Annotated in this window: 11 protein-coding genes; 9 read left to right on the top strand and 2 right to left on the bottom strand. The window is 69.9% G+C overall.

Annotated elements, in window-relative coordinates; all coding sequences use genetic code 11:
* The first annotated feature begins 43 nt into the window (after positions 1 to 43).
* Genes ACIA76_RS11260 through ACIA76_RS11250 form a run of 3 tightly spaced genes read left to right on the top strand, consistent with a single transcriptional unit; the run spans position 44 to position 7,624 of the window.
* Positions 44 to 3,676: an ATP-dependent helicase gene (locus tag ACIA76_RS11260; protein WP_397151924.1), complete on the top strand. Its 3,633-nt coding sequence runs from the start codon at positions 44 to 46 to the stop codon at positions 3,674 to 3,676.
* 7 nt (positions 3,677 to 3,683) lie between these two features.
* Complete coding sequence (locus tag ACIA76_RS11255) at positions 3,684 to 7,394, top strand: ATP-dependent helicase (protein ID WP_397151130.1); 3,711 nt, start codon at positions 3,684 to 3,686, stop codon at positions 7,392 to 7,394.
* Positions 7,391 to 7,624, top strand: a complete 234-nt coding sequence (locus ACIA76_RS11250) for a hypothetical protein (protein WP_397151128.1) — start codon at positions 7,391 to 7,393, stop codon at positions 7,622 to 7,624. Before ACIA76_RS11255 ends, ACIA76_RS11250 begins: the two co-directional genes overlap by 4 nt.
* 12 nt (positions 7,625 to 7,636) lie before the next feature.
* Here the strand turns inward: ACIA76_RS11250 and ACIA76_RS11245 are convergent, their stop codons facing one another.
* Positions 7,637 to 8,035: a hypothetical protein gene (locus tag ACIA76_RS11245; protein ID WP_397151126.1), complete on the bottom strand. Its 399-nt coding sequence runs from the start codon at positions 8,033 to 8,035 to the stop codon at positions 7,637 to 7,639.
* Positions 8,036 to 8,098: 63 nt separating this feature from the next.
* Between ACIA76_RS11245 and ACIA76_RS11240 the strand changes: the two genes are divergently transcribed.
* The 3 genes from ACIA76_RS11240 (at position 8,099) to ACIA76_RS11230 (ending at position 12,265) form a co-directional block, all read left to right on the top strand.
* Positions 8,099 to 9,157, top strand: a complete 1,059-nt coding sequence (locus tag ACIA76_RS11240; RefSeq protein ID WP_397151124.1) for a potassium channel family protein — start codon at positions 8,099 to 8,101, stop codon at positions 9,155 to 9,157.
* A gap of 23 nt (positions 9,158 to 9,180) precedes the next feature.
* Positions 9,181 to 10,092, top strand: a complete 912-nt coding sequence (nudC, locus tag ACIA76_RS11235; RefSeq protein ID WP_397151122.1) for an NAD(+) diphosphatase — start codon at positions 9,181 to 9,183, stop codon at positions 10,090 to 10,092.
* Positions 10,093 to 10,207: 115 nt separating this feature from the next.
* A complete protein-coding gene (locus ACIA76_RS11230; RefSeq protein ID WP_397151120.1) occupies positions 10,208 to 12,265 on the top strand; it encodes a CocE/NonD family hydrolase in 2,058 nt (685 codons plus the stop codon).
* On the opposite strand, the gene ACIA76_RS11225 is transcribed toward ACIA76_RS11230, so the two are convergent.
* The gene (locus ACIA76_RS11225) at positions 12,266 to 12,496 is read right to left on the bottom strand and encodes a mycoredoxin (protein ID WP_397151922.1); all 231 of its coding nucleotides are present in this window, start codon (positions 12,494 to 12,496) and stop codon (positions 12,266 to 12,268) included. It abuts the gene before it with no gap.
* A gap of 179 nt (positions 12,497 to 12,675) precedes the next feature.
* On the opposite strand from ACIA76_RS11225, the gene ACIA76_RS11220 reads away from it, so the two are divergent.
* The 3 genes from ACIA76_RS11220 to ACIA76_RS11210 all read left to right on the top strand — a co-directional run bounded on the left by ACIA76_RS11220 (position 12,676) and on the right by ACIA76_RS11210 (position 15,730).
* Positions 12,676 to 14,820 (top strand): ATP-dependent DNA helicase UvrD2, encoded by a 2,145-nt coding sequence (locus ACIA76_RS11220; RefSeq protein ID WP_397151118.1) that lies wholly within the window; start codon positions 12,676 to 12,678, stop codon positions 14,818 to 14,820.
* 160 nt (positions 14,821 to 14,980) lie between these two features.
* Positions 14,981 to 15,292 (top strand): hypothetical protein, encoded by a 312-nt coding sequence (locus ACIA76_RS11215; protein WP_397151116.1) that lies wholly within the window; start codon positions 14,981 to 14,983, stop codon positions 15,290 to 15,292.
* 171 nt (positions 15,293 to 15,463) lie between these two features.
* Positions 15,464 to 15,730 (top strand): WhiB family transcriptional regulator, encoded by a 267-nt coding sequence (locus ACIA76_RS11210; RefSeq protein ID WP_397151920.1) that lies wholly within the window; start codon positions 15,464 to 15,466, stop codon positions 15,728 to 15,730.
* Positions 15,731 to 15,905 lie beyond the last annotated feature (175 nt).

The following is a 15,905-nucleotide window of genomic DNA, read 5'->3' as shown; positions in this document are numbered from 1 at the left end:
GAATGCATTTCTGTCGGGGGTGTCTGTTGAAATAGCCGCCGTGATGCGATCGGATAGCTCGGTGCGACTGGTGCGCCGGGGCGAGACGACTCCCCGCCTGCGGGAGTGGGGCGCCGATGTCCGGACGCTGTTCGTGGGTGGGGGTGCGGATCCGGGCTGGCGGCCGTGGCAGGTGCTGGGCGGGCCCGGTACGGGGAAGACGTCGCTGTTGATCGATGTCGCCGCGGATCGGATCGCCGAGGGTGCGGATCCGGAATCGGTGCTGGTGCTGACCCATTCGAAGGGGGCGGCGCTGCGGGTGCGCAATGCGATCGGCCGGCAATTGGAGGGTGTTCCGGGCGCGACGCGAGAGCCGTTGGTGCGCACCGTGCATTCGTACGCCTTCGCGATTCTGCGCAGCCATGCCGCCGCACACGGCAATCCGCCGCCGCGATTGTTGACCGGCGCCGAACAGGATGTGGTGCTGCGCGAGATGCTGCGCGGTGAGTTGGAGGACATCGCGAACGGCGCCGAGGAGCTGTGGCCACAGCGGCTGCAGCCGGCGTTGGGCACGCTCGGATTCGCGGAGCAATTGCGGGATCTGATGTTGCGCGCGACCGAACGCGGTCTGGGTCCGGAGGATCTGGTCGAATTGGGCCGGCTGCACGATCGGCCGGAATGGGAAGCGGCGGGCCGCTTTCTGGAGCGATACGAACAGGCCATGCTGCTGCGCTGGTCGGTGGGAATCGAGGCGCCCGAGGCCACCGCGCCCGCGCTGGACGCCGCGGAACTGGTCGGCGCGGCGCTGGACGGGCTGGCCCTGGATCCGCGCTTGCTCGACGCCGAGCGCCAGCGCATCCGCTGCCTGCTCGTCGACGATGCGCAGCATCTGGATCCGCTGGCGGCGCAGCTGGTTCGGGCCGTCGGCAGCGGGTCGGCCGTGACCGTGGTGGCGGGCGATCCGGACCAGGCGGTGTTCACCTTCCGGGGCGCCGAGCCGCGTTTCCTCGCCGATCTGGACACGCCCGCGGATCGCCGAATCATCCTGCGCGACAACCGGAGATCCGCGGTGGACGTGCACGATGCCGTGGCCCGTATCGCCGCGCGCATGTCCGGCAGCGCACCGCATCGGTTCGATCCGCGTGAGGCGGCCGAATCGGCGGACGGTCCGGGTGATGTGCGGGTGCGGGTGCTCACCACGCCCGCCAAGGAGGCGGCCATGATCGCCGACCACCTGCGCCGCGCCCATCTCACCGACGGTGTGCCCTGGTCGCGCATGGCCGTGGTCGTCCGCTCGGTCCCGCTCTCGCTGGCTCCCCTGCGCCGCGCCCTGCTCGCCGCCGGAGTCCCTGTCCTGCAACCCAAACCGGACGTCCCCCTGGCCCGCCGCCGCGGCGCCACCTGGATGCTCCTGTCCCTGCGCGCCCTGCTCTCCGGCGACCGCAACCCCGACCTGTTCACCGCCGACGACGCCCTCGACCTGCTCACCGGCCCCCTCGGCGGCGCCGACCAGATCAGCCTCCGCCGCCTCCGCCGCGGCATCCGTCGCACCCTCCTGGAACGTGCCCGCTACAACTCGGAGGACCCCCGCGTCTTCGGCGGCGGGGGACAAGTGGAGGAGCTGCGTGGGGGGCAAGTGGAGGAGCTGCGCCGGGGTCAGGAGGAGGAACTGCGCGAGGGGCAGGAGGAGCGTGGGGGACAGGAGCAGTCTGGGGGACAAGAGGAGCAGCGCGAAGGGCGAGAAGAGAAGCTGCGCGGGGGGCGAGACGGGCGGCGTGAGGGCGATGGGAGTCCCGCTGTCGGTGGTTCGGGCGATGGTCGGGCGCCAGGGTCCGAGGGGGAGGTGACCCGACGGCGGCAGGGGGGAGTGGTGGATGAGGAGTTCGGGTGGGAGGGAGTCGAATGGGCTGGGGATTTGGATCGGTCTTCGGCGGAGGTTTTGCGGGAATTGGTTGTGGGGGTGGGGGATTACTCGATTGTGGAGCGGTTGAGTGAGGTGGAGGGGGCGCCGTTGCGGCGGGTGTTGAAGACCGTGGGGCGGGGGCGGAAGGCGCTGCGGCGCGGGGCGGGGGTGGAGGATGTGCTGTGGGGGGTGTGGACCGGGTCGAATCTCGAGAAGCGGTGGGTGGGGCAGTCCGAGCGCGGGGGTGCGGTCGGGATGCAGGCCGATCGGGATCTGGATGCGGCCGTGGGGCTGTTCGACGCGGCCGCGGCGTATGTGGACCGGCTGCCGGGCGCGACCATCGAGGGGTTCGTGGAATACCTGGAACAGCAGGAGATTCCGCAGGATTCGGCCCCGCTGACCGATCCGGGCGAGGCCGTGGCCATCGTGAGCGCGCATGCGGCGGCGGGACGCGAATGGGATGTGGTCGCGGTCGCCGGTGTGCAGGAGGGCATCTGGCCCAACCTGCGGCCGCGCGGCACCCTGCTCGGCATCGAGGATCTGGTGGATCTCGTTGCGGGCGTGGCGGATTCGGGTGAGCGCGTCAGCCGCGCGGCGCCCATTCTCGCCGAGGAGCGCCGCCTGCTGCTGCTCGCCTGCGGCCGGGCCCGGCGCTCGCTGCTGGTGACCGCGGTCGAATCGGTCAGCGGCGACCGCGATCTCGTGCCGTCGCGATTCCTCGCCGAACTCGATCCGGACGCCACCCCCGGCGAGGCCGGTCGTATCCCGGCCCCGGTCGATCCGGGGCGCGCCCTGGTCATGCAGGCACTCATCGCCGAATTGCGCAGCGTCGCATGCGATCCGGAGGAGATCCCGGACCGCCGCGAGCGCGCCGCGCGGCAGCTGGCCCGGCTGGCCCGCGCCGGAGTCCGCGGCGCACACCCCGACCACTGGTACGGCACCGCGGAGATGAGCTCCCAACTCCCGCTGTGGGACGACGAACAGGGTCCGGTCGCGCTGTCGCCCTCGACCGTGGAACTGCTGAAGACCTGCCCGCTACGCTGGGCGCTGGAACGCCACGGCGGCAGTGACGGCGACAATCCACATGCGGTGAAGGGCAATCTGGTGCACACCCTGGTCCAGGCGCTCGCGGGTCAGGTGACCGAGGTCCAGGTCAAGGCCGCGCTGGTGCGGGCCTGGAAGGCGATCGACCCGACCTCGACCGATACCGGCCCGCACAGCTGGCATTCCCGCCAGGAGCTGCGCCGCACCGAATCCATGCTCGACACCTTCCTGGCCTGGCTGCGCAACACCCGCGACGAACTCACCCAGATGGGCGTGGAGGTGCCGGTGGACTGCGTCCTCCCGGCCCGCGGCCCGGACGAACATCCGGTGCGCATCCGCGGCCGCGTCGACCGGGTCGAACGAGACGCCTTGGGCCGCTTCGTGATCGTCGATGTCAAGACCGGTAAGACCCCCATCTCCAAACAGGCCGCCCAGGACCACGCGCAGCTGGCCACCTATCAGGTCGCGGCCGCGGCCGGCGCCCTCGACGACGGTTCCGCCGATGCCCCGCCGGGCGGCGCGCGCCTGGTGTACGTCGCGAAGCCGAGTGGCAAGGAGGGCGCCGCCCAGCGCCTGCAGTCCCCGCTCGACGACGACGGAATCGAGCAGTGGCGCACCACCATTCACGATGCGGCCGCGGCCACCCGCGGCCCGAGCTATCTGGCCATGCGCAACGACGGCTGCCGCCACTGCACGGTATCGGGCAGCTGCCCCGTTCAGGACACCGGTCGCCAAGTGACCGATACGTGAGCGGCGCATGAGGGTCACGCCGTGGCAACTGGCGGAGGCCTTGGGCCTGCCGCCGCCGACCGGCGAGCAGGCCGCCGTCATTGCCGCGCCACCGGGTCCGACGCTGGTGGTCGCGGGTGCGGGCGCGGGCAAGACCGAGACGATGGCCGCGCGCGTGGTGTGGATGGTGGCCAACGGGCTGGTCGCGCCCGACGAGGTGCTGGGCCTGACGTTCACGCGAAAAGCGGCGCAGCAGTTGACCACTCGCATCCGCACCCGGCTCGCGCGGCTGGCCGGGGCCCCGCTGGTGCGCGAGCTCGATCCGAGCGGGCGGCTGCGCGGCCTGCTGACCGGCTCCGAACCGGAGATCAGCACCTATCACTCCTATGCGGGCCGCCTGCTGTCCGAACACGGCCTGCTGCTGCCGGTCGAGCCCAACGCGACCCTGCTCACCGAGACCCAGCTGTGGCAGCTCACCCACCGCGTGGTCACCGCCTGGGACGGCGATCTGGACACCGAGCGCACCCCGGTGTCGGTGACCGAAGCCGTGCTCGCGTTATCGGGACAGCTGGCCGAACATCTGGTGGAACCCGAACAGCTGGCCGAGGCGCATACCGAACTCGAGAAGCTGGTCTTCACCCTGCCCGCCGGACCACGCCAGCGCGGCGGCCCCAATCAGGAACTGCAGAATATCGTTGCCGCACAACGCGAACGCGTCGCCCTGCTGCCCCTGGTCCAGCGCCTGGCCGAGGAGCTGCGCCGCCGCGGCGCCCTGGACTTCGGCTCCCAGATGTCGCTGGCCGCCCGCCTGGCGGCCGAACACGCCGAGGTCGGCCGCGCCGAACGCACCCGCTTCAGCCTCGTCCTGCTCGATGAGTACCAGGACACCGGCCACGCGCAGCGCATCCTGCTGGCCGCGCTGTTCGGCGACCTGGGCAGTGCCACGGGCGGAGCGAATGCCCCTGCGCGGGAGCATGATTCGCCCGGAGAATCGAGTTCGGACGCGATTATCGCTCGACCGCGCCCCGACTCCTCCGCGCCGGGACGGGACGTAGCGGCGGCCGGGGCGGCCGACGTGAGCTCGAGCCGGGCGGCCGATGCGGATGCGAATCGGGACGGCGCTGCCGATAGTGCGTTGGGACAAGGGATTCCGCGAGACGGCGCTGACCTCGGGTGGAGGACCGCCGATGGCGAGGAGACGGACCGCGACCAGGAGGGGATGGACCAGCAGCGCCTCGCGGTGACCGCGGTCGGTGACCCGATGCAGTCCATCTACGGCTGGCGCGGCGCCTCCGCGGCCAATCTGCCCCGCTTCGCGACCGACTTCCCTACTGCCCCAGGGATTCCCGCACCCATCCTGCCGCTGCTGACCAGCTGGCGGAATCCGCCCGAGGCCCTGGATCTGGCGAATCTGGTGGCCGAACCCTTGCGGCACACCGAGGGTGCGGTGAGCGTCGACGCGCTGCGCCCGCGCCCGGATGCCGCCGCGGGCACGGTCGCGCTGGCACTGGCCGAAACCGTTGCCGGAGAACGGGAATGGGTCGCCGAGCGGATCGCCGCCGAATGGGAGGCGCACGCCGACGCGGGCCTGGCCCCGCCGACCTCCGCAGTGCTGGTGCGCCGCAATGCCGATGCCGCCCCGCTGGCCGAGGCGCTGCGCGAGCGCGGCCTGCCGGTGGAGATCGTCGGCCTCGGCGGGCTGCTGGCCACGCCCGAGGTGGCCGATGTCGTCGCCACGTTGCGCCTGATCGCCGATCCGGCCGCGGGCAGTGCGGCCGTACGCATCCTCACCGGCGCGCGCTGGCGCATCGGCGTCACCGATCTGGCCGCCCTGGCCCGCCGCGCGCGCGAGCTGTCGATCGTGAAACCGCCCGATCAGACCGACGCCATCACCGACGGCGCGGCCCTGGCCGCGGCGCTGCGGTCGGTCGCCCCGGAACCGGCCGAACAGGCGGGCCTGGTCGATGCGATCGCCGATCCCGGTGCGCCGGACCGCTATTCGCACGCCGGATATCAACGCATCGTCGAGCTGGGCCGGGAGCTGACCGCCCTGCGCGAACGCGGTGGCCAATCGCTGACCGAGCTGGTCGCCGATGTCGAGCGCACCATCGGCGTCGGCGTGGAGACCCAGGCCCGGCGCGCGGCCGCCCGCGGCGGGGCGGGCCGCGAACATCTCGACGCCTTCAGCGAGGTCGTCGCCGGATTCGCCGCCGACCAACGCGCGACACTGCCGGGCCTGCTGACCTTCCTGGCCGCGGCCGAGGAGGTGGAGAACGGTCTGGAGCCGGGCGAGGTCGAGGTCGCCCGCGATCGCGTGCAGATCCTGACCGTGCACGCCGCCAAGGGCCTGGAATGGGAGGTGGTGGCCGTCCCGCATGTGGTGCGCGGCGTATTCCCGTCCGGCACCGCCGCGGGCACCTGGCTCGGCGCGCTCGCCGAACTGCCGACCGTGCTGCGCGGAGATCGTCAGCGCGAGGACGCCCGCGACGGCGTCCCGGTCCTGGAGCTGTCCGAACTCTACGACCGCACCGATCTCGAACAGGCGATCAAACAGCATAAGGACGCGCTCGGCCGCCGCCGCGTCGACGAGGAGCGCCGCCTGTTCTACGTCGCGCTCACCAGAACCGAACGCGCCCTGTTCGTCTCGGCACACCACTGGGCCGAAACCGGCGCTTCCCCCAAGGGTCCGTCGGACTTCCTGCTGGAACTCAAACATGCCGTGGAGGTCCCGGGATCGGCCGCGGGCAGTGCGGTGCGCATCGATCACTGGTCCGATCCGCCCGCTACCGACGCGGTCAACCCGTTCACCGACAACCCCGCCTCCGCGCAGTGGCCCCGCGATCCGCTCGGCAAACGCCGCGCCGCCGTCGAGGAGGGCGCCGCGTTCGTCCGCGCCCAGATCTCCGAACTGCCTGCCGAAGGCATCGAATCAGCCACGCCCGGAGAGCAATTGGCCCTGTTCGCCGACGAGGACGCCGAGGATTCCGGCGATCCGGAGGGCTGGGCCGCCGATGTCGACGCCCTGCTCGCCGAACATCTCGCCGCCGCCGACGGCGTGCGCGAAGTACAACTGCCCGAACAACTTCCGGCGACCGCGCTGGTGGATCTGCGGGCCGATCCGGCGCGCCTGGCCGCCCGGTTACGCCGCCCGCTGCCGTATCCGCCCAGCCCGTTCACGCGGCGCGGCACGGCATTCCACGCCTGGTTGCAGCGCTGGTTCGGCGCGACCCAGCTGCTGGAATTCGACGAATTGCCCAGCGGCCAGGACATCTCCGCCGCCGACGCCGAGCTGACCCGGCTGCAGGAGGCGTTCCTGTCCTCGCCGTGGGCCAACCGCAATCCGGTCGAGGTGGAGGTCGCCTTCGAAACCTCGTTGGCGGGCACGCTGATTCGCGGCCGCATGGACGCGGTCTTCTCCGAACCCGGCGGCCGCTGGCTGGTGGTGGACTGGAAGACCGGCGCCGAACCGACCCGCGCCGAGGAACGGGCGGTGGCCGTGCAGCTGGCCGTCTACCGCCTGGCCTGGGCCCGGCTGATGGCCGCCCGCACCGGCGCCGACGAGGCGCGGATGCTCGACCGGGTCGGCGCCGCATTCCATTACGTGCGTACCGGCCGCACCATCGCCCCGCAGGAACTGCCGGGCCCCGACGAGCTCGCGAATCTGATCGAGACCGCCGCCCCTGCCGGGTCATCCGGATCCGGGGAGTACGTTGAGGCACACGAGCAGGAGGGGCAGTGAGAGCAACCGACGATTACGGCCTGTTGGTCGCGGTGGCAACGGTTTTCGACCGCCGGGCCGCCGAGGCCGTCCGCCTCATGTTGCGGGCCGAGGGCATTCGCGCCACCTCCGCCCCGACGACACCCGGCCCGGTCCAGCGCGCCCTGCGCCGGACCGTGGGGCTGTGCATTCTGGTCTTTCCCGAGGACGCCGACCGCGCCCGCGACATCCTGTGCCGCCACACGATCTGACGGCGCCGCCGATCAGGACCGGGCGGCCTCGCGGCTCACCCGCAGCGACTGCGTCACCAGTGGAATCTGCAGCGGCAACCGCAGCACCGAGCCGATCTTCATCGGCAGCGACAGCTTCGGATTGCGCGACCAGTCGACGGCCATCTGCACATTGGCCGGGAATACGGCGATGAACAGCAGCGCCGCCAGCCGCCCGCCCAGTCGGCGCGTGCGCGGAATCGTCAGCGCGGCGCCCACACCGAGTTCGATCACCCCGGACGCGTAGGTATAGGTGCGCGCCCGGCCGGGCAGCGCCCGCGGCACGGTCGCGTCGTAGAGCGCGGGCGAGGCGAAGTGCAGCGCACCCGAGCCCAGGAGCAGGGCCGCGAGCAGCTGCGCGCGCCGCGGGTTCGGGGAAGTGACGGCAGTCATGCCGACACCTTGTCACTCGCGCGCCGCCGCGTCGAGCCCGGGATCGCCCGGTACGCTGCGGGCGTGTTCGATGATCGGCTCCACGGACGGCGGCGATTGACCGAGCGCCCCGATTACGCCCTCGTCGGAATTCTGCGGATCCCGGAAATCCAGATCAGCCCATGGGTTTCGCTGGCGCGGCGCGTGGTGTTCGCGATCGCGCTGCTGGTGGGCGCCACCGCGGTCGTGTATCTCGGCCGCTCCGGCTATCACGACAACCGCGGCGGCGAGCTGACCCTGCTCGACGCCGCCTACTACTCCACGGTGTCGCTGTCGACCACCGGTTACGGCGATATCATCCCGGTCACCGAGCAGGCGCGGCTGGTCAACACGATCGTCATCACGCCGCTGCGGGTCCTCTTCCTGATCGTCCTGGTCGGCACCACGCTGCAGGTGCTCACCGAGCGGTCCCGGCAGGTATTCAAGATTCAGCGATGGAGGAACAGGGTGCGCAATCACACCGTGGTCGTCGGATACGGCACCAAGGGCCGCACCGCCGTCGACGCGATGCTCGGTGATGGGGTGCAGCCGGCCGATATCGTCGTCGTCGACACCGATCCGGCCGTACTCGAGGCGGCCGGTAACGCGGGACTGGTGACCGTGCACGGCTCGGCGACCCAGTCCGATGTGCAGCGGCTGGCCGGTGTGCAGCATGCGATGGCGGTGGTGGTCGCCGCCAATCGTGACGACACCGCGGTGCTGGTCACGCTCACCGCGCGCGAGATCAATCCGAAGGCCAAGATCGTCGCCTCGATCCGGGAGGCGGAGAACACCCATCTGCTGCGGCAATCCGGCGCCGATTCGGTGGTGGTGTCCTCGGAGACCGCGGGCCGGCTGCTCGGCATCGCGACCACCACCCCGAGCGTGGTCGACATGATCGAGGATCTGCTCACTCCCGAGGCCGGTTTCGCGATCGCCGAACGGGAGGTGGACTCCGACGAGGTGGGCGGCTCACCGCGGCATCTGCGCGATATCGTGCTCGGCGTGGTGCGCGGCGGGACGCTGGTCCGGGTGGACGAGCCCGAGGTAGACGCGCTCGAGGTCGGCGACAAGCTGCTCTACATCCGCCGCGTGCACAAATGAGCCGGGCGGATACGCTCGGTGGCGTGTCTGGATTTCAGCTGCAACACGTTCCGCTGCTGTCGCGTTCCGCGCTCGATCGCGCCGAGGAGCTGCGCTCGGACGAGCAGGCGTTGAAGGAGGGCTGGTCCAGCGCGAAGGTGGTGCGGATGAACCGGCGCGGTCAGGTCCGCATCGACGGCGATGCGATCGTCCTCGATGCGGCCGTCGACCTGTCGCCCGAGCCGGTCGACGAGGCGGTATTCCTCGGCGTCGACGGCGGTACGCAGCTGTGGGCCGTTCGCGACAACGCCATCGACGGCACGCTGATGGATCTGCGCGCGGTCGGCATCGCACTCGAACTCGACGATCTGACCCTGGGCGTGCTGTCCACCGCACTGGCCCTGCTGAACTGGCACGACAGGGCGAAGTTCAGCGCGATCGACGGCACCCCGACCCGACCCGCCACCGCCGGGTGGACGCGGGTCTCCGAGGCCGGGCACGAGGAGTTCCCGCGGATCGATCCCGCGGTGATCTGCCTGGTGCACGACGGCGGCGACCGCGTGCTGCTGGCCCGCCAGCACACCTGGCCCGAGGGCATGTTCTCGCTGCTGGCCGGCTTCGTGGAGGCGGGCGAATCGCTGGAGCGCTGCGTGGAACGCGAGATTCGCGAGGAGGTCGGCGTCGAGGTGCGCGAGATCCGCTATCTCGGCAGTCAGCCCTGGCCGCTGCCGCGCTCGCTGATGCTCGGCTTCGCCGCCGTCGCCGATCCGGAGCAGCCGCTGGTCTTCTCCGACGGCGAGATCGCCGAGGGGCACTGGTTCACCCGCGCGGAGGTGCGCGAGGCCCTGGCCCGCGGCGCCTGGGGTTCGAAGGGATCCGAGGGCGCGCGTTTGATGCTGCCGGGCTCCATTTCCATCGCCCGCACGATTATCGAATCCTGGGCTGTCCCGAACTGATCGGGTGTGTTGGCCGCCATTTCGGTGCATCCGACCGTAATCTGTAACCCCGCCAGGGCATTTCGCCCGACCATTTCGAGAGATCGACGATCATTTCGAGAGGTGGGTCACGGATATGCGGTGCGCGCTTCGTCTTGTCGCGACGGCGGCCGTCGCCGCGATGATTCTCCCGCTCTTGGTCGCGACCCCGGCGAACGCGTCACCGGTCGCGACCGGCCCCGACGGCGGCGCGGCCGGAGCCGCATGGACCGTCGCCGAGGACGGACCGCAGCAATACCCGAACATCAATATCCAATGGGATGTACCGATCACGATGAGCGATGGCGTGGTGTTGAAGGCGAATGTCTATCGTCCCGCCGATGCCGCCATGCGCCCGATCGATATGCGGACACCGGTGATCGTCAATCTCACCCCGTACACCAAGTTGGTATCCGATCTCGCCGACCACGCGCTCTCGATTCCGTGGCTGTCGGATGCGGTGCTCGACCTGGTGCGGCAGATCGATTTCGGCGGCACACCGTTCTCGGGCATCACCGATATCACGAAGGCCCTCGCCGGTGGCGAGGTACGGAACTTCGCGGTCGACCGCCAACTGATCGAGAGCGGCTATTCCCAGGTCGTCGTCGACACCCGTGGCACCGGCTTTTCGCAGGGTGTCTGGGATGCGCTGGGCGAGCGCGAGCAACGGGACTCCGTCGAGGTGATCGACTGGGCGTCGACGCAGCCGTGGTCGGACGGCAATGTCGGCATGAGCGGCATGTCGTATTCGGCGATCAATCAGATGCAGGCCGCCGAATTGCATCCGCCCGCGCTGAAGGCGCTGTTCCCCATCGTGCCGGGCAGCGATCTGAACCAGGATGTGCTGGCGCCGGGCAACGGATTCGGCCTCACCTTCATCACGCTGTGGCTGTCGGCGATCAATCTCACCAAATGGCTGCCGAATGTGCAGTCGATCCTGACCGGAACCTTCGATATGACATGGTTGGAGGACCGCCTCGGCAGCCCGCTCACCATGATGGATGTCGAAGTCGACGCCTATGACAGCCCGCGGCCGGACGATCTGAATCCATTGACCAGAGAGGTGCTTACCGAATTCTCGCCGGTTCGCCGGGCGTGGCTGGGCGATCCGAGTCAGGTGCGGGTGCCGACCTTCGTCGTCGGCGGCTGGCACGACCTGTTCACGTATTCGGAATCCAAGATCTACAACCAGATTCCGCTGCCGCCCGGCCGGAAACAACTGCTGATGGGCAACACCTATCACATCAGTTCGGGCAGCGAATACGGTAAGCCGGGTCTGCCGCCGCGGCTGGATGTGTTGCAGCGGGCGTGGTTCGACAAGTGGCTCAAGGGAATCGATAACGGCATCGACGGCTACGGCCCGGTGACGCTGTATCAGCAGGGCACCGGCGGCTGGGCGACCCAGGACGGGTTCGGGACCGGCGCGCCCGCCGAGGAGGCGAGCGAGTATCGGCGGATGTACTTGTCCGCCAACCGAAGCGGCACCGCCAACAGCGTCTACGACGGCTCCCTGACCGCCGGACCGAACGACGATACCGCGCGGCTGACCGTCGCCCCGGGCCTGTCGACGGTGTGCTCCAACGATGCCGCACAGGCCACCGTGGGCGGACTGTCGATCATCAATGCCTGCGGTAAGGATTCGCGCATCGCCGAGCTGAACGGCCTGACCTTCACCAGTGCGCCGGTGGCCGGGGAGACCACGATCTCCGGCCCGATCGCGGTGCGGCTCAACACCGTTCAGGACGCCGCTGACGGCTACTGGACGGTGACGGTCAACGATGTCGCGCCCGACGGGCAGTCGACGGTACTGTCCTCGGGCCAGCTCCTGGCCTCGACCCGGCAGATCGACGACGCTCTCAGCGCGCGCTCGGCGGACGGCGACTACACCGACCCACGCCCCTACGCCTCCCTGGCCCTGCGCGAACCCACGGTCCCGGGCACTCCGACGACATTGGATATCGCTCTCGCGGCCACCCGGGCCGTCCTGAGTCCGGGGCACCGCCTGCGGGTCGACGTCTTCGCCGGGAACTTCCCCAAGGCGCTCCCGATCACGACCTATCTCATCGATACCGGTCTACGCCCGGAGCACGTCCAGTTGGACCCCGGCGCACCGAGCTTCGTCAACATCCCGGTGCGCGGTAATCCCGGCTGGTGATCAGGCGATCTGCGCCAACGCCTGCTTCACCTGCACCAGGCTGGGATTGGTGGCCACGGAGCCGTCGCGGTATTTCACGGTCGGCACGACCTGGTTGCCGCCGTTGACGTTGCCAACGAATTCGGCGGCCGCGGGATCCTGCTCGATGTCGACCTCGGCATAGGTGATGCCGGACTCGTCGAGCTGCTTCTTCAGGCGTCGGCAGTAGCCGCACCAGGTGGTCGAATACATGGTCAAGTCGATAGCGCTCACGGAGCGTTCAACACCGCGGCCGTCGGATCTGTTCCGGGGGCTTGCCCGGAGTTCAGTAAGCGGCCCCGGCCGCTGAGCCACGACGGGTCTCCCACAGGATCGCCCCGGCGATCGGGACTATCAGCGGGCGCGGCCCCGGCTTGTCGGAGCTCGCTGTCATGATGGAGCCCGTGCCCGCCCCGACCACCCCTCCCGCGTCTCGGCTCGACGGACTCGATCCCGAGCAGGCCGCCGCCGTGCGCGCACCGCGCGGTCCGGTCTGTGTGCTGGCCGGCGCCGGTACGGGTAAGACGCGAACGATCACGCATCGGATCGCCCATCTGGTGTCGGCGGGGCATGTGCGGGCCGATCAGGTACTGGCCGTGACGTTCACGGCGAGGGCGGCGGGGGAGCTGCGCAATCGGCTGCGCGGGCTCGGCCTCGGTGGCGAGGCGAATACGGTGCAGGCGCGCACCTTTCACGCGGCCGCGCTGCGGCAGCTCAAGTACTTCTGGCCGCAGATCGTGGGCGATGTGCCGTGGCGGTTGCTCGATGGCAAGTTCCCGATCGTCGCGCAGGCGGCGAGCCGGGCGGGCCTGCCCACCACCACCGAGAGCGTGCGCGATCTGCTGAGCGAGATCGAATGGTCCAAGGCCTCGCTGGTCGCCCCGGAGGACTATCCCGCCGCGGTGGCGCGCCAGCACCGCGAAACTCCCTACGATCCGCAGAAGGTCGCCGCCGTCTACAGCGGATACGAGGAGCTCAAGCAGACCCCCGACGGCCTGCTGCTGGATTTCGACGACCTGCTGCTGCACACCGCGGCCGCCCTCGAGGGCTATGCGGGCGTGGCCGAGGAGTTCCGCGGCCGCTACCGCTGTTTCGTGGTCGACGAGTATCAGGACGTCACCCCGCTGCAGCAGCGGGTACTCGACGCCTGGCTCGGCGACCGCGACGATCTGACCGTCGTCGGCGACGCCAACCAGACCATCTACTCCTTCACCGGTGCGAGTCCGAGCTTCCTGCTGGACTTCTCGCGGCGCTTCCCGGAGGCCGCGGTCGTGCGGCTCGAGCGCGACTATCGATCCACTCCGCAGGTGGTGTCGCTGGCCAATCAGGTGATCGGCGCCGCGCGCGGCCGGATCGCGGGCACCCGGCTGCAATTGATAGGACAGCGCCCCGACGGCCCCGAACCGACCTTCGCCGAATACGACGACGAGCCCGCCGAGGCCGCGGCCGTCGTCAAGGCCATCGCGCGCCTGGTCGGCAAGGGCGTCCCGGCCGCGGAGATCGCGGTGCTCTATCGCATCAACGCCCAGTCCGAGGCCTATGAGCAGGCGCTCGCCCAGGCCGAGATCCCCTATCAGGTGCGTGGCGGTGAGGGCTTCTTCCAGCGGGCCGAGGTCCGCCAGGCCGTGCAGGCGCTGCGCAAGACCGGCAACCGCGATGATCTGCCCGATGCCCGCGGGCCCGAACTCGTCAGCCTCGTCCGCGCGGCGCTGGCCCCGTTGGGCCTGACCGCCACCGAACCCATCGGCGTCCAGGCCCGCGAGCGCTGGGCCGCGCTGGTGGCGCTGGTGCAGCTCACCGAGGAGCTGACCGCGCACGAGGAGGAGCTGGATCTGTCCGGCCTGTTGCGCGAGTTCGCCGCCCGTGCCGAATCCAAGCATCCGCCGACCGTGCAGGGCGTCACCCTGGCCTCGCTGCATGCGGCCAAGGGCCTGGAATGGGATGCGGTATTCCTGGTCGGCCTCGCCGACGGCACGCTGCCGATCCAGCATGTCCTCGGCGAGGGCGGCACGGTCACCAGCGAGGCCGGTCTCGAAGAGGAACGACGGCTGCTCTACGTGGGAGTCACCCGGGCCAGGGAACATCTGCAGCTGTCGTGGGCGCTGTCGCGCACCGCGGGCGGGCGGCGGCCGCGTCGGCGCAGCCGCTTCCTCAACGGCCTGGTTCCGGAGGATTCCCCGGCCTCGCTGATCGCTCGCACCGCGGGTGGTCACGACAGCCGCACACGGAAGCTCCCGTCCTGCCGGGTCTGCGGTCGTTCCCTGCTGAATTCCAGCGATACGGTGCTGGGGCGCTGCGCCGGCTGCCCGGGAGAACCGGATACCGAACTCCTGAGCACCCTCCAGGATTGGCGCCGGGCGAAGGCGGAGGAGTTGGCGGTCAAGCCCTTTGCCGTGCTGAGCATCACCGTGCTCACCGCGATCGCGGAACAGACCCCGCGCGACCAGCGCGCCTTGGCGAAGATACCGGGCCTGGGCCCGCACAAGCTGCAGCGGTTCGGCGATGAGCTGCTGGCGATTGTGCGACGCCGCTACTAGCTGTAGTGCGTGCGGGACTCGGTGTGCAAGACCCTGAAAACTCCAGGTAGAAAATAGGTTGTGCGGTTGTGAGTGACAGCCGTAGGGTGGGAATCACGCACCGGGAGGTCATTCCGGCGCGCACAGTAACCAACGGATACGAGTACGGAAGGAGGCACCGGTGAACGTGATTATCAAGATCGCACCGATCGGCGTTGCGGCGTCGACCGTTTCGTGTGTGCCTGCTTCCCGGGGGGTCCTCGCCATGCAGGGGACCGGTCTGTCCGCCGTCGGCATCTTCGGCACCGAACACAAAGCGCCGAAGTACGCCCACACGACGGATAAGTCCATGCGGAGCTGGCACCCGATCTATGCCCAGGCATTTACCGGCGCCAATCAGGCAGTCGTCAGCCCGACGGCTGACCGCCAGGCAGCACATCTCCGCGACGCACACCCAGCGACCGTGATCAGGAGTCGACACCGACTCAGGTAGGGATCATCTCCCCAAGCCTTCTGGCCACGGATCGCACGAAGCGAAACCGTGGCCACAGTTTTATCGGCTCTCAGCCACCGGCACCGGTTTCGCGACAACCAACCGCTGCACGAGCTGAAGGAGCTAGACGTGTCCACCGCGACAGTTACTCGCGCGACATGCCATTCGACCGTGGCCTCGACCTCCCGCACCCGCGGAGTCGCGCTCACCCTGCCCTGCCGGGTCGGTGACCCCGACCTCTGGTTCGCCGAGAGCCCCACCCAGTTGGAGGAGGCCAAGACGCTGTGCGCGTCCTGCCCGATCCGCAAGGGCTGCTTGGCGGCCGCGCTGGATCGTGCCGAGCCCTGGGGGGTTTGGGGTGGGGAGATCTTCGATCAGGGTGCGGTCATCGCCCGCAAGCGGCCTCGCGGCCGCCCGCGCAAGGTGACAGTGGCGTAAATGGTCACCGCACACGATCGGGAAGGTAATCGGGCCCCGCATCTCTGTCGAGATGCGGGGCTCGTCCGCATTTCCGGTCGAGGGCGTACCGGAGCGACGTGGATCTCCGCGTCGCTGCGGTATGTCCTCGGCGGCGTCGGGCGGCGGGTGCCCCGGCGGTGAGCCGTTGTCCGGC

It is taken from the genome of Nocardia sp. NPDC051570 (assembly GCF_044454005.1).
Classification (GTDB): domain Bacteria; phylum Actinomycetota; class Actinomycetes; order Mycobacteriales; family Mycobacteriaceae; genus Nocardia.
Note: the sequence above shows the minus strand (reverse complement) of the source record. Positions and strands in the feature narration are given on the sequence as shown.

Coding starts and splice junctions, on each gene's coding strand:
- ACIA76_RS11230 (WP_397151120.1), top strand. CDS start 10,208: ATGCGGTGCGCGCTTCGTCTTGTCGCGACGGCGGCCGTCGCCGCGATG.
- ACIA76_RS11255 (WP_397151130.1), top strand. CDS start 3,684: ATGAGGGTCACGCCGTGGCAACTGGCGGAGGCCTTGGGCCTGCCGCCG.
- ACIA76_RS11245 (WP_397151126.1), bottom strand. CDS start 8,035: ATGACTGCCGTCACTTCCCCGAACCCGCGGCGCGCGCAGCTGCTCGCG.
- ACIA76_RS11220 (WP_397151118.1), top strand. CDS start 12,676: ATGATGGAGCCCGTGCCCGCCCCGACCACCCCTCCCGCGTCTCGGCTC.
- ACIA76_RS11225 (WP_397151922.1), bottom strand. CDS start 12,496: ATGTATTCGACCACCTGGTGCGGCTACTGCCGACGCCTGAAGAAGCAG.
- ACIA76_RS11260 (WP_397151924.1), top strand. CDS start 44: ATGCGATCGGATAGCTCGGTGCGACTGGTGCGCCGGGGCGAGACGACT.